The sequence below is a fragment of the Microbacterium sp. MPR-TSA4 genome (assembly GCF_058792815.1).
The window spans coordinates 1-13,486 of the sequence record NZ_JBXAFF010000062.1 but is presented as its reverse complement, the minus strand read 5'-3'; the positions used below and the strand labels follow the sequence as shown (position 1 = coordinate 13,486).

Here is a 13,486-nt window from a genome sequence, read left to right as displayed (position 1 = left end):
GTCCTCCCCTTCTCCTCCACCCGACCGAGGTACTTCCGCATGTCCGCGCGCCGCCGCATCCCCGCGTTCACCGCCGTCCTGGCCCTTCTGGCGGGACTGCTCGCCGTCCTCGCCCCGGTTCCCGCCGTGGCCGCCCCCGCCGAGATCGGCGCGGGGAGCGTGCACTGGGGCATCAAGGAGTCCTGGCGCAACTACATCGGCGCCGGGGTGATCATGACCGGCGGCGTGACGCGGGCGGCGGACGGCGCCTTCGACTTCCCGGTCACGGCAGGCTCGTTCGGCGACGGCAACGCGCTCACGGTGCAGCTGGGCGGCACGGTGCGTTTCGCGGCGTACTGCGACGACAACGTCGCCTTCACGTCGTGCCTGCTCGACTCGACGTTCTCCGGCCTGCAGCTGACCATCTCCGCCGACAGGCAAGAGCTCCGAGGAGACTACGAGGGCATCTCCCAGGACACGCCCGGGGGCGCGATCACGCGCTACGAGGACGTAGTGATCGCCACGATCGATGCGCTCGGGGCGAGCCCGGTCGTGGGCGACGGCACGACGGCCTGGCCCGCCATGCCCACGGTGGCCGGCGACGGCTTCCCGCTCTATCCGGTCGGCACGACGATGGATCCGGTCTCGCTCACCTACGCCGGCCCCGGCGGGGCGCCCGATCTGGGCGAGCACTGGAGCGTTCCGGGCGCGCCCGCCTTCACGCCCGCCGCGACCTGGGTCGGCGCCGTCAATCCGGCCAGCCGCGATGCGTTGGTCGGCGCGACGGCGCTGCACGTCGTCGAGCGGGCGACGAGCACCGCGACGGCGCTGACCGTGAGCGCGCTCGATCCCGCGACCCTCCAGCCGGCCGGCGCGGTCGAGGTGCCGCTCGCCGCGAACGCCGCGTACGCCGTCGCGAACGACCCGGCATCCGACCGCGTGTTCGTGCTCACCCAGGTGCGCACCACTGTCGGCGGGGTGCGCGGCGGCGACGCCACCCTGACCGCGCTCACCTGGACGGGCGGCGGCTACGAGACGGCCACCGTGGGGACGATCACGGGGACGGCGTACACCCTCAACGCGATGGCGTGGAACGCGGTCGCGAACGAGATCGCCGTCATCACGCAGGTGCGCGGCACCGCGGCCGACCGCTTCACCCTCACGCGGTCGGCAGGCGGCACGGGTGCCCTCGTCTCCGTGCCGATCGTGCTGCCCGCCGATGCGACCGACGCGCAGCGCGCCGCGGACCTGTTCGGAAGCTCCGGCCCGAAGGCGGGCGGCACACTGGTCGCGCTCCGCGACGGCAGCTACCTCGCCGTCGGCAAGCTCGCCGAGGGCATCCCGTTGCCGGCGCGCCACCTCGTCGTGGGCGCCCAGACGGCGACCGCGGCCTTCGTCGCCGACACCGTTCCGACCACGCAGCCCTATGCGGCCGAGTGGAACCAGTACTTCACCTACGAGCTCGCCGCGACCGCGGCCGACGGGGCGGTGATGCTCTACAGCGCCAACTGGACGGGCGTCGTCGGCTACGCGGATGTGATCGCGGGATCGGTCCGCATGCTCGCGAACGACGTCGGCATCGGCGTCCAGGGCTACGCGGACCAGGCGGGCTCCGACGCCGCGCACGGCCTCGACTACGTGCTCAGCCAGACGGCGGCCTCGATCGACGTGCTCCGCGACCACCGCCTGGTCGCCAGCATCCCGATCGCCGGATTCGCCCGCGACGCCCTCAGCCGCGACGTGTTCGCCGTCCTTCCCGACGGCTCCGTCATCGTGCAGGTCGCGGATGCCGCGACGGGACGGCGGGCGCTGCAGCGCCTCGAGCTCACGGGCATCGCTCCCGTCGTGACCTCCGACCCCGCCGACCGTGCCGTCACGCTCGCCGCCGGCACGGCGTCGACGGCCATCGCCTTCCAGGCGACCGGCACCGGTCAGGTGCAGTGGCAGATCCGTCCGTCCGGCGCCACCCGGTTCGCCGACATCTCGGGGGAGACCTCGCCGCTTCTCGCGCTCGAGGCCACCGTCAACACCGACGGCACCCAGGTTCGCGCCGTCTTCGCCACCCCGGGCGGCCGCGTCGCCACCGCGCCGGCGACGATCCGGGTCACGACCGCCCCGATCTTCGAAGCCCAGCCGACGGCGCCGACGGTGTATGTCGGTCAGCCTTACGAGCTCTCGGTGCTCGCGTCCGGCAACCCCGCTCCCACCGTGTCCTGGCAGCGCCGCTCGGGAGAGGACTGGGTCGAGGTGGCCGCGGGCGTCGACGGGAGCAGGCTGACGGTCGACGCGGCGCCGTTGAGCGACGACGGCGCCGTGTACCGCGCCCGGCTCTCGAACAGCGTCGACACCGTCTACAGCGCCGAGGTGCGCGTGAGCGTGCGGGAGCGGCCCTCGGTCCCCGAGACGACGACCTACACGGGAGTCGTCCTCGAGTGGACCGGCGCACCGGAATGGCAGCACCGTCCCCCCAACGGCAGCGCCGCGAACTACTTCTCGGCGGGCGTCTCCGACGGGACGACGACGACCTACCGTGCGCGCGGCGACGGCGCCGAGATCCTTCAGCGCGCCGCCGACGGCTCCACCGCGACCGCGACGTGGGACACGCGCGGCAGCCATGTCGACGCGGGCGGGCAGGCCGCGCAGCTGATGCGATTCACCGACGGCACCGCGGTGCTCGATGCGAGCGGCGCGGCCACCATCACCTGGCCGGGTGAGGTGAGCGTGAACTTCTACGACGGGCTCGTGCCGTTCACCCTCTCCCATCCCCGGCTCGAGGTCTCGGCCGACGGCGTCGGCTCCCTGACGGCCGATCTCTCCGGCTACGCCGGCGACATGTCCGATCCGGACAAGCCGAAGGAGGCCGTCGCACCGCAGACGGGCGTCACGGTGGCGACACTGCGCGGCGTCGTCGTCGACGCGCAGCGCGGCTTCGTCGTCACGCCCGACTTCGCGGGCGTCGAGATCGACGCGCGCGGCGGAACCCCGCAGGTGCGGTCGGGCTCCGGGTGGGGGTCGTGGCCCCAGTCGTTCGTCGACTTCCACGCGACGACCCATCTGGCCGCTTACTTCTATTCGACCGGCGGATCGATGGATGCCGCGAAGCGGCCGGCATCCTTCGCCGTCGGGTTCTCCGGAGCGATCCCGACCACCCCGACCACCCCCGAGGTCCCTGTCGTCACGCCACCCGTGATCGCGCCCAGCGCACCGACCACGGTCGTGCCCACCCGCGAGGGCGCTCTGCTCTGGGGCGTGAAATCCTCCTTCCGCAGCTACATCACCGGGCCGATCGCCAAGGGGGCCATCGCGGTCTCCGGCGGCGCGAGTGCGGCGGACGGTCGGTTCCGCTTCGGGCAGACCGGGCGCGACCTCGCCGACGGGCGCGGCACCGCGAGCTACGGCGGAGCGGTGCGATTCACCGGACACTCCGGCGTGCTCGACCTCACCTTCAGCGACCCGCAGGTGCGGATCGACTCGGCATCGGCCGGGGCGCTGATCGTCAGTGTGGGCGGTCGACGCACCGAGCTGGCCGCGCTCGACCTGTCCGCCGGCACCCGCAGCGACGCGGACGGCGCGATCGCCTACACCTCCGTGCCCGCCACCCTCACGGCGTCGGGCGCCGGAGTGTTCTCGTACGGATCGTCGCAGTTCTACGGCGCCGGCACCGCGATGGACGCGGTCACCTTCGTCGTCGGCGCGGATGCGGCGCCCGGCTCCGCCGCACCGGCGCAGACGGTCGCGTCCGCCGCCGCGGGCGCGGCGTGGGTGCCTCCGGCGGATCCGCCCGCCCGCACCGGGCTCACGGTCGACCCCGCCTTCGCGGCCGGCGTGCCCGCGGGTGGCGAGATCGCGGCCTCGGGAAGCGGCTTCGCCCCCGGCGAGACCGACATCAAGGTCGTCGTGTACTCGAGCCCGGTGGTCCTCGAGCTCGCGCTCACCGCGGACGAGAACGGTGTCGCCGCCTGGCGCGGGCTGCTCCCGGCGACGCTGGCGCCGGGGGAGCACACCCTGACCTTCCAGGGCGCGCAGCTCGCTCTCGGTGCGCCGATCACCGTTCTCGCCCCGCTCGCGATGAGCGGCTGCACCGTGCGGGACGCGTCGCTCGACTGGGGGTTCAAGGAGTCGTTCCGCTCCTACATCTCCGGCTCGATCGCCCACGGCGAGTGGACCGTGGCCGACGGCGCCGCCTACAGCACACCCGTCTTCCAGTGGCGCGGCGGCACCGGGACGGCCGACATCGCCGGGGCGACCGGTCAGGTCGACTTCACCGGAACGGTGACCTTCACGGGCCACGATGGCCTCTTGCACACCACCGTCGGAAACCCGCGCATCCGCCTCATCGACTCGACCCGGGCCCAACTGCTCCTGGACGTGTCGGGGCTCACGATGGACGACGCTCTGGCCGGGCGCACGGAGAACGTCGTGACGGCCGTCGCGGTGCCCTTCGCCGACATCGACCTGACGCAGGGCGACGTCTCCCGCACCGCCGACACGATCACGGTGACCGGGGCCGCCACGACGATCACGGCAGAAGGCTCGGCCGCCTTCCCGAACTACCCGGCGGGCACCGCGTTCGACCCGATCGACTTCTCGGTCGCGGTCACCGACTGCGCCGCGCAGGTGCTCACCGACGGCGACGTGCCGCAGGCGACGCAGCCGACGGCGGATGCCGGGACGCCGGCGCTCCCGGTGTGGGCGTGGCTCCTGATCGCCGGCATCGCGCTGCTGTGCGCGGCCGCCGGCTCCGTGGGCACCGTCCTGGTGATGCGCCGGCGCGGGAAGGCCGGTGATCCTACGACGTCGGCGTGATCTTCGACTGGATGGTGGACATGACCATCGTGTCGGCGAGGGTCGTGGTGTCGCCGACCTCGCGTCCCTCGGCCACGTCGCGCAGCAGCCGCCGCATGATCTTGCCCGAGCGGGTCTTCGGCAGCTCGGTGACGATGTACACGTCGCGCGGACGCGCGATCGGGCCGATCTGCTCACCGACCCAACGGCGCAGGACGTCGACGATGCCCGCGGCGTCGTGCGCCTTGAGGAAGGACTCCTTCAGCACGCAGAAGGCGACGACCGCCTGCCCGGTGGTCTCGTCGGACGCGCCCACCACCGCCGCCTCGGCGACGGCCTCGTTGCCGACCAGCGCCGATTCGATCTCGGTCGTCGAGAGCCGGTGGCCGGAGACGTTCATGACGTCGTCGACGCGCCCGAGGAACCAGACGTCGCCGTCCTCGTCGAGGCGTGCGCCGTCGCCGGCGAAGTAGAAGCCCTTGTCCTGGAACTTCTCCCAGTAGGTCTCGACGAAGCGCTCCGGGTCGCCCCAGATGCCGCGGAGCATCGACGGCCACGGCTGGGTGATCACGAGGAGGCCGCCGTTGCCGTTGCCGACGTGGGTGCCCTCGTCGTCCACGACGTCGATTCCGATGCCGGGGAGCGGCACCTGCGCCGAGCCGGGTTTGGTCTCGGTCACGCCGGGCAGGGCGGAGACCATGATGGCTCCCGTCTCGGTCTGCCACCAGGTGTCGACGATGGGAGCGGTGTCGCCGCCGATGATCGAGCGGTACCACATCCATGCCTCGGGGTTGATCGGTTCGCCCACCGATCCGAGCAGGCGCAGCGACGACAGGTCGAAGCGCTGCGGGATCTCGCGGCCCAGCTTCATGAACGATCGGATGGCCGTGGGCGCCGTGTAGAGGATCGTCACGCCGTACTTCTCGACCAGTTCCCACCAGCGGCCGGGGTGCGGGCTGTCGGGAGTCCCCTCGTACAGCACCTGGGTCGCGCCGTTCGCGAGCGGACCGTACGTCACGTACGAATGACCGGTGATCCAGCCGATGTCGGCCGTGCACCAGAAGACATCCGTCTCGGGGTGCAGGTCGTGGACGACCCGGTTGGTGAACGCGGCCTGGGTGAGGTATCCGCCCGAGGTGTGCAGGATGCCCTTCGGCCTTCCGGTGGTCCCCGACGTGTACAGGATGAAGAGCGGGTTCTCGGCGGGGAACGGCTGCGCCTCGTGTTCGGCGGAAGCCGCCGGCACGGCGTCGTGCCACCAGATGTCGCGTCCCTCGGTCCAGGCGACCTCGTTCTCGGTGCGCCGCACGACCAGGACGTGCTCCACCGTCTCCTGCGGTCCGGCACCGCGGTCGCCGAGCGCCTGATCGACCGCCGGCTTCAGCGGGGACACGCGGCCCTTGCGGTAGCCGCCGTCGGCGGTGATGACGAGCTTCGCGCCGGCGTCGTCGATGCGGGAGCGCAGGCTGTCGGCGGAGAAGCCGCCGAAGATGACCGAGTGGATGGCGCCGATCCGCGCGACGGCGAGCATCGCCGCGATCGCCTCGGGGATCATGGGGAGGTAGATCGCGACGCGGTCGCCGGCGCCGACGCCGAGCTCCTGCAGCACGTTCGCCGTGCGCTTGACCTCCTCGGTGAGCTGTGCGTAGGTGATGCGGCGCTCATCGCCGGGCTCGCCCTCCCACAGCAGCGCGACGCGATCGCCGTTGCCCTCCGCCACGTGGCGGTCGAGGCAGTTGTAGGCGACGTTGAGTTCTCCGTCGGCGAACCACCGGGCGAAGGGCGGCTGCGACCAGTCGAGGACCTCGGTGAACGGGGTGTGCCAGTGCAGCGCGCGGGCCTGCTCGGCCCAGAACGCCTCACGGTCGGCATCCGCGCGCGCGTACAGGTCGGCCGTGGCGATCGCGTCGGCGGCGAACGCGGGGGAGGGGGCGAACCGACGGGTCTCGTTCAGCAAGTGGTCGATCTGGCTGCTCATCTGCGCGCTCCTTTGCGGCGGGGACGGGACTGTGTCCCGGACGATTCACGAAATCTAGCGACGGCCTCCGACGTGCACCACCTCCGGAAGTGGGGAGCGACGGACATCCGATATATCAGTGGAAACACGCGGTTTCGATTGGAGTGGTGCCGCGCGTCTGCGTAAGCTCGATCCGGCCGAACTTCGATTCAGGCAGCGCGACTCCCGACCACCCCCGATTCCGGGATGTCGCGTGGCGGCATCCCATCTCCCCCTATGGGATGCCGCCTTCTCTCTTTCCGGCGGAGGCTCCTCCCCAACGTCGCGCCGACGCGCACTGTCCACGGATGCCGCCGCCCACCCCGAGCGCAGGCGTCGGCCGCACCTACCGTCGAGGCATGTCCGAGCCGTTCGTCGTCCGTCGCCGCGAGAGCCGGCGCGTTCCCGAATCCGTGCGCCGGACCCCGATGGTCGATGCGGCGGCGGCGGCCGCGGCGTCACCGGCGGCTCCGCTGCGGCGGCCGGAGCGCAGACCGCTGCCCGACCATCCGGCGCTCGACCCCCTCCGCCATCTGCTGGGCGATCCGCAGATCACGGACGTGTTCATCAACGGCGTCGACGGCCTCTTCGTCGACCGTGGTCGCGGCGTCGAATCCGTGGAGGGTTGGCGCCTGGGAGCGGACGACCTGCGCGCGCTGGCCGTCGCTCTCATCGGCGTCGGCGGACGCCACCTCGACGATGCCGCACCGCTCGTGGACGTCCGGTGGGAGCACGGCGCACGGGTGCACGCGGTGCTCCCGCCGGTGGCGTGCTCGGGCACGGCCATCTCGATCCGTCTCCCGCAGGTCGGCATCCCCGATCTCGACGAGCTCGTGCGCGGCGGTCTGTGCGATGCCGAGACCGTCCGCCGCCTCGACGCGCTCGTGACGGCGCGCCGGAACGTCCTCATCTCCGGTGCGACCGGGGCCGGCAAGACCACCCTGCTGTCGGCGCTGCTGGGACGTGTTCCCGCCCGGGAACGCATCGTGACCATCGAGGACGTCGCCGAACTGCGCATCCGGCATCCCCACCACGTCCGCCTCGAGGCGAGACAGCCCAATCTGGAGGGCGCCGGGGCGGTGCCGTTGGCGCGGCTCGTCCGCGAGGCCCTGCGGATGAGGCCCGACCGCCTCGTCGTGGGGGAGTGTCGCGGCGAGGAGGTGCGAGAGCTCCTCACCGCGCTCAACACGGGACACGACGGCGGCGCCGGCACCGTCCATGCCGGCAGCATCCGCGACCTTCCGACCCGGCTGGAGGCGCTGGGCGCGCTCGCGGGCATGGACGATCGATCGATGGCGCGTCAGGTCGTCAGTGCCATCGGCGTGGTGGTCCACGTCGAGCGGGGCGCCGACGGCATCCGGCGCGTCTCGGGAATCGCTCGGCCCGCGCTCGACGACAGTGGCCGCCTGCGCATGGAGGTCGGATCGTGAGCGCCCGTCGGCCCGCAGAGGCCTCCGACGCCGCCGCGACCGTCCAGAAGGTGTCGGTCCTCCTCGAATCCGGCGTCGCGCCCGGGCGAGTGTGGGAGCTGCTGGCCGAGGACGGCGATCCCGTCGCGCTGCGGGTCGCGACGGCTCCCGACGGCACCGGCGCCTCCTCCGCGCTGCGCGCACTGGGCGGCGCGTGGGTCGATGTCGCCGCCGCGTGGCAGGTCGCGGAGACCGTCGGCGCGCCGCTCGCATCCAGCCTCCGGCGGTTCGCCGACGCGCTGCGCGGCGCCCAGGAGGCGCGCGACGACGTGCGCGTGGCGCTGGCCGACCCGACGGCCACCGCGCGTCTCGTCACGTGGCTCCCCGTCGTCGCGGTGCTCCTCGGCATGACGCTGGGCTTCGACCTCGTCGCGGCGCTCACCCAGCCGATCGGCATCGCGTGCGCGGTCGCGGGCGTCGCACTGATGCTCGCCGCACGCGGCTGGACGAAGCGCCTGGTGGCGCGCGCCCAGCCCGACGACCGCCTCGCCGGCGTGCAGGCGGAAGTCGTCGCCATCGCCCTGTCCGGGGGCGTGTCGATCGATCGGGCGCTGGCGACGGCGGAGGGTGCCGGCGCCGGACGGATCGCGCCCGACGTGCACGCGGTCCTCCGTCTGTCGCAGCGGGCCGGCGCCCCGGCCGTCGACCTCCTCCGGGCGGGCGCCGCGGAGCAACGCCGTGCCGCACGCACGGAGGGTCGGTTGCGTGCGGCCCGTCTGGGCGCGTCGCTGCTGCTGCCGATGGGCGTGTGCACCTTGCCCGCCTTCCTGCTGCTGGGCGTCGCCCCGCTGCTGCTCTCGGTGGTCGGCGGCGCATCCCTGCCGCTCGGCGCACCCGCGGCACCGCCCTAGCCCTCGCCGACTCGGCGGCACATCGCCGCCGTCACCCCGTGCCCGCTCGTCCACCGTCACGAAAAGGAGACCCCATGTCACTCTCATCACTCGACCGCCCCTCGCCGAGGACTGCGACCGCGTCGCTGCCGCCGTTGAGCGCTCGACGCGCCCGCGCCCTGTACGCCGACGAGGACGGTGCCGCCACGGCGGAGTACGCCGTCGCGACGATGGCGGCCGTCGCGTTCGCGGGGCTGCTCGTCGTGATCATGCGCAGCGACGAGGTGCGCGGCATCCTCACCGATCTGGTCCGCCGCGCACTCACGGTCGCATGAGTCGCCGGGACGATGACGGCGGTTCGGCGACCGCGGAGTTCGCCGTCATCGTTCCCGCGGTGCTGCTGCTCGTGGCGCTGACCGCCGGCGCCGTGTCCGCGGTGGGACGGCAGGTGCGGCTGGAGCATGCGGCCGCGCAGGCCTCGAGGCTCGCCGCGCGCGGCGAGCCCGATCGCGCCGGCGAGATCGTGCAGGCGATCGCCGGTGGACACGTCGCCGGGGTCACCGCCGACGGCGATCTCGTGTGCGTCACCGCGACGGCGTCCCCCGGCATCCCGCTTCCGCTGCCCGAGCTGCGGGCCCGCTCCTGCGCCCTCGACGGCGGACGGTGACGACAGTGATGATGACGGGGGATCGCTGATGGCGGGGGCAGCGGCCGCGCTCGCCGCGGTCGCCGTCGCGTCGGCCGTCGCGGTCGGTGTCGTGACCGCCGGGGCGGCGGCGGTCGTCGGTGCCCGCGCGGCGGGCATCGCGGATGCCGCGGCCCTCGCCGCCGCCGATACGGCCGCGGGCCTCGTGTCGGGGACGGCGTGCCAACGCGCCGTCGATGTCGCGGCCGTGGCGGGTGCCGCCGTCGTGGCGTGCACCGTGGTCGGAACGACCGCGACGGTCCGTGTCCGCCTCGGGTCGGGGGTGCTTGCCGCGGAGGCCCGCGCGCGGGCCGGGCCCCCTCCCGGTGATGGGTGAGGCCGCGGCTCCCAGCGTCCTCCACGTCGAGCGGTGTGTATGGTGTGCATCGGAGAAAGGACGCCACGTGGCAGCTGTCAAGAGTGCTGGGGGCAAGAAGCTCGTCATCGTCGAGTCGCCGACGAAGATGAAGTCGATCCAGGGATACCTGGGCGACGGATACGAGGTGCTCAGCTCGGTCGGTCACATCCGTGACCTCGCGGACAAGAAGGACATCCCCGCCGAGCTGAAGAAGACCTCGGTCGGAAAGTACTCGATCGACATCGAGAACGGCTTCACTCCTCTTTATGTGGAGAGCGAGCGCGGCAAGAAGACCGTCGCCGAGCTCAAGCGCGCCCTCAAGAACGCCGACGAGCTCCTGCTCGCCACCGATGAAGACCGCGAAGGCGAAGCCATCGCGTGGCACCTGCTCGAGGCCCTCAAGCCCAAGGTCCCCGTCAAGCGCATGGTGTTCCACGAGATCACCAAGGACGCCATCCGCGCCGCCGTCGACAACACCCGCGAGCTCGACCTCGCCCTCGTCGACGCGCAGGAGACGCGCCGCATCCTCGACCGTCTGTACGGCTGGGACGTCTCCGACGTCACGCGCCGGAAGGTCGGACAGGGCACCTCCGCCGGGCGCGTGCAGTCGGCTGCGACGCGCCTCGTCGTCGACCGCGAACGCGAGCGCATGGCCTTCGTCTCGGCGTCGTACTGGGATGTCGAGGCGCTCGCCGCCTCCGGCGGCGAGTCGTTCGCCACCCGCCTGGCCCGCCTCGACGGCGCTCCGCTGGCGCGCGGCACCGACTTCGACGATGCCGGGCAGCTGAAGAAGGCCGTCGTCGTCCTCACCGAATCGCAGGCGCGCGAGCTGGCCGCCGCGATCGAGGCGGGCGGGGAGGCGACCGTCACGGCCGTCGAGGCCAAGCCCGGAACCCGCAGCCCCAAGCCCCCGTTCACGACCTCCACGCTCCAGCAGGAGGCCGGTCGCAAGCTCTCGATGAGCGCGAAGCACGCCATGGGCGTCGCACAGCGGCTCTACGAGAAGGGGTACATCACCTATATGCGCACCGACTCGACCGCGCTGTCCACGCAGGCGGTCACGGCGGCGCGTACCCAGGCCGTGGCGCTGTACGGCGACAAGGCGGTGCCGGCCAACCCGCGCAGCTACCGCAACAACAGCAAGAACGCGCAGGAGGCGCACGAGGCGATCCGTCCCTCGGGCGACTCCTTCCGCACCCCGGCATCCGTGTCGTCGTCGCTGGACCGCGACGAACTGCGCCTGTACGACCTCATCTGGAAGCGCACCGTCGCCTCGCAGATGTCCGACGCCAAGTACGAGACCACCACGGTGACGCTCGAGACCGAGGCGGCCGGCCGCACGGCGTCGTTCACGGCATCCGGCACCGTGTACACCTTCAAGGGCTTCCTCGAGGCGTACGAGGAAGGGCGCGACGAGAAGCGCGGCGACGCCGACAAGTCCGACGACCAGTCGCTGCCGCCGCTGGCCGTCGGCGACGTGCTCTCGCTGCACGACGTCGAGCCGAAGGGGCACGCCACCAGCCCCAAGCCCCGCTACACCGAGGCGTCGCTCGTGAAGGCGCTGGAGGAGAAGGGCATCGGTCGTCCCTCGACGTTCGCGAGCATCATCGACGTCATCATCAACCGCGAGTACGTCACCAAGCGCGGTCAGGCGCTCGTGCCGAGCTGGCTGGCGTTCAGCGTCGTGCGGCTGCTCGAGGAGCACTTCGCCGACCTCGTCGACTACGACTTCACGGCCGCGCTCGAAGACGACCTCGACGCGATCGCGCGCGGCGAGCAGCAGCGCGTCGCGTGGCTGCAGGAGTTCTACTTCGGCTCCGAGAACCACGTGGGCCTTCGTCACATCCTCGACAACCTCGGCGAGATCGACGCGCGCGAGATCAACGCGACGAAGATCGGCGACGTGGCCACCCTGCGCTTCGGCCGGTACGGCCCCTACCTCGACGTGCCCAACGAGGACGGCACGTCGCGCATCGTCAACGTCCCCGGCGATCTGGCCCCCGACGAGCTCACCCCCGAGAAGGCGCGCGAGCTCATCGACGCCCCGATCGCCGGCGACCGCGTGCTCGGACAGAACCCCGAGAACGGGCGCGACATCGTGGTGAAGGACGGTCGCTTCGGTCCCTACCTCGAAGAGGTGCTCCCCGCCGAGCCCGAGCCGGAGCCCGCGCCCGTCGCCGAGGCCGCGGCCGAGTCGGCGCCGAAGAAGCGGGTCGCGAAGAAGAAGGTCGAGGCGCCCAAGCCGCGCCGCGCCTCGCTCTTCAAGAGCATGTCGCCCGAGACGATCGACCTCGAGACCGCGCTGAAGCTCTTCTCGCTTCCGCGCACCGTCGGTGTCGACCCCGAGACCGACACCCCGATCACGGCGCAGAACGGCCCCTACGGTCCGTACCTGAAGAAGGGCGCCGACTCGCGTTCGCTCGCGGGCGAGGACCAGATCTTCGACATCACCCTCGAGCAGGCGCTCGAGATCTACGCGCAGCCGAAGTACGCCAATCGCGCCGCGAGCTTCCTCAAGGAGTTCGAGGCCGATCCGGTGTCGGGCAAGCCCATCCGCATCAAGGACGGCCGCTTCGGCGCCTACGTCACCGACGGGACCACGAACGTGACGATCCCGCGCGGGCAGACCGCCGACGACATCACCTTCGAGGTCGCGGTGCAGATGCTCGCGGACAAGCGTGCGAAGGGTCCCGCGCCCAAGCGCACGACCCGCCGGACGACCACGACCACGCGCAAGCCGGCCGCCAAGAAGAAATGACCCGGGGACTGTGGGTCACGTTCGAGGGCGGTGACGGCACCGGGAAGACGACGCAGGCGAGCCTCCTCGAGCGCTGGCTGCGCGATCAGGGGCGCACGGTCCTGCGCACCCGTGAACCCGGCGGCACGGAGGTCGGCGTCCTGATCCGCGACATCGTCCTGCACCACCGCGGCGAGGTCGCCCCGCGCGCGGAGGCGCTGCTCTACGCGGCGGATCGCGCCCAGCACGTCGCGACGCTCGTGCGACCCGCCCTCGACCGCGGCGAGGTCGTCATCCAGGACCGCTACCTCGACTCGTCGGTGGCCTACCAGGGTGCGGGGCGTGTGCTGGATGCCGACCAGGTGCGCGAGCTGTCGCTGTGGGCCACGGAGGACGCGCTTCCCGACGTGACGGTGCTCCTCGACCTCGATCCGGCCGCCGCCCGTCGGCGACTGGATGCCGCCGACAAGCCCTTCGACCGTCTCGAGGCGGAGAAGGCCGAGTTCCACGATCGTGTCCGCGTCGCGTTCCTGAGCCTGGCCGCCGCCGATCCGCAGCGCTTCCTGGTGCTCGACGCCGCGCTCCCCGCCGCCGAGCTGGCCGCCGCCATCCAGACCCACATCGCCCACCGCCTCGCCTGACCCCGC

At 72.3% G+C, this 13,486-nt stretch carries 9 protein-coding genes; 8 read left to right on the top strand and 1 reads right to left on the bottom strand.

Going from position 1 to position 13,486, the window contains the following annotated elements; translation table 11 throughout:
- Positions 1-39 precede the first annotated feature (39 nt).
- Complete coding sequence (locus AC1Q49_RS15180) at positions 40-4,785, top strand: HtaA domain-containing protein (RefSeq protein WP_492493168.1); 4,746 nt, start codon at positions 40-42, stop codon at positions 4,783-4,785.
- Here the strand turns inward: AC1Q49_RS15180 and acs are convergent.
- The gene (gene acs / locus AC1Q49_RS15175) at positions 4,769-6,742 is read right to left on the bottom strand and encodes an acetate--CoA ligase (RefSeq protein ID WP_492493166.1); all 1,974 of its coding nucleotides are present in this window, start codon (positions 6,740-6,742) and stop codon (positions 4,769-4,771) included. The genes AC1Q49_RS15180 and acs overlap by 17 nt on opposite strands.
- 377 nt (positions 6,743-7,119) lie before the next feature.
- Here acs and AC1Q49_RS15170 point away from each other — a divergent pair, with 377 nt between their 5' ends.
- The 7 genes from AC1Q49_RS15170 to tmk all read left to right on the top strand — a co-directional run bounded on the left by AC1Q49_RS15170 (position 7,120) and on the right by tmk (position 13,480).
- Positions 7,120-8,190 (top strand): TadA family conjugal transfer-associated ATPase, encoded by a 1,071-nt coding sequence (locus tag AC1Q49_RS15170; RefSeq protein WP_492493164.1) that lies wholly within the window; start codon positions 7,120-7,122, stop codon positions 8,188-8,190.
- Positions 8,187-9,080, top strand: a complete 894-nt coding sequence (locus tag AC1Q49_RS15165) for a type II secretion system F family protein (protein WP_492493163.1) — start codon at positions 8,187-8,189, stop codon at positions 9,078-9,080. The genes AC1Q49_RS15170 and AC1Q49_RS15165 overlap by 4 nt, the downstream gene beginning before the upstream one ends.
- Before the next feature lie 74 nt (positions 9,081-9,154).
- On the top strand, positions 9,155-9,394 hold the full coding sequence (locus tag AC1Q49_RS15160) for a DUF4244 domain-containing protein (RefSeq protein ID WP_060960476.1): 240 nt from the start codon (positions 9,155-9,157) through the stop codon (positions 9,392-9,394).
- Positions 9,391-9,726: a TadE family type IV pilus minor pilin gene (locus AC1Q49_RS15155; protein WP_101305825.1), complete on the top strand. Its 336-nt coding sequence runs from the start codon at positions 9,391-9,393 to the stop codon at positions 9,724-9,726. Before AC1Q49_RS15160 ends, AC1Q49_RS15155 begins: the two co-directional genes overlap by 4 nt.
- A 28-nt stretch (positions 9,727-9,754) precedes the next feature.
- The gene (locus AC1Q49_RS15150; protein WP_492493160.1) at positions 9,755-10,081 is read left to right on the top strand and encodes a helicase; all 327 of its coding nucleotides are present in this window, start codon (positions 9,755-9,757) and stop codon (positions 10,079-10,081) included.
- Between the two features lie 127 nt (positions 10,082-10,208).
- Entirely contained in the window at positions 10,209-12,860 is a 2,652-nt protein-coding gene (gene topA, locus AC1Q49_RS15145) for a type I DNA topoisomerase (protein ID WP_492493170.1), read from the top strand.
- Positions 12,857-13,480 carry a dTMP kinase gene (tmk, locus tag AC1Q49_RS15140; protein ID WP_061782570.1) on the top strand — a complete coding sequence of 208 codons (624 nt, stop codon included), beginning with the start codon at positions 12,857-12,859 and terminating at the stop codon, positions 13,478-13,480. Before topA ends, tmk begins: the two co-directional genes overlap by 4 nt.
- Positions 13,481-13,486: the final 6 nt, after the last annotated feature.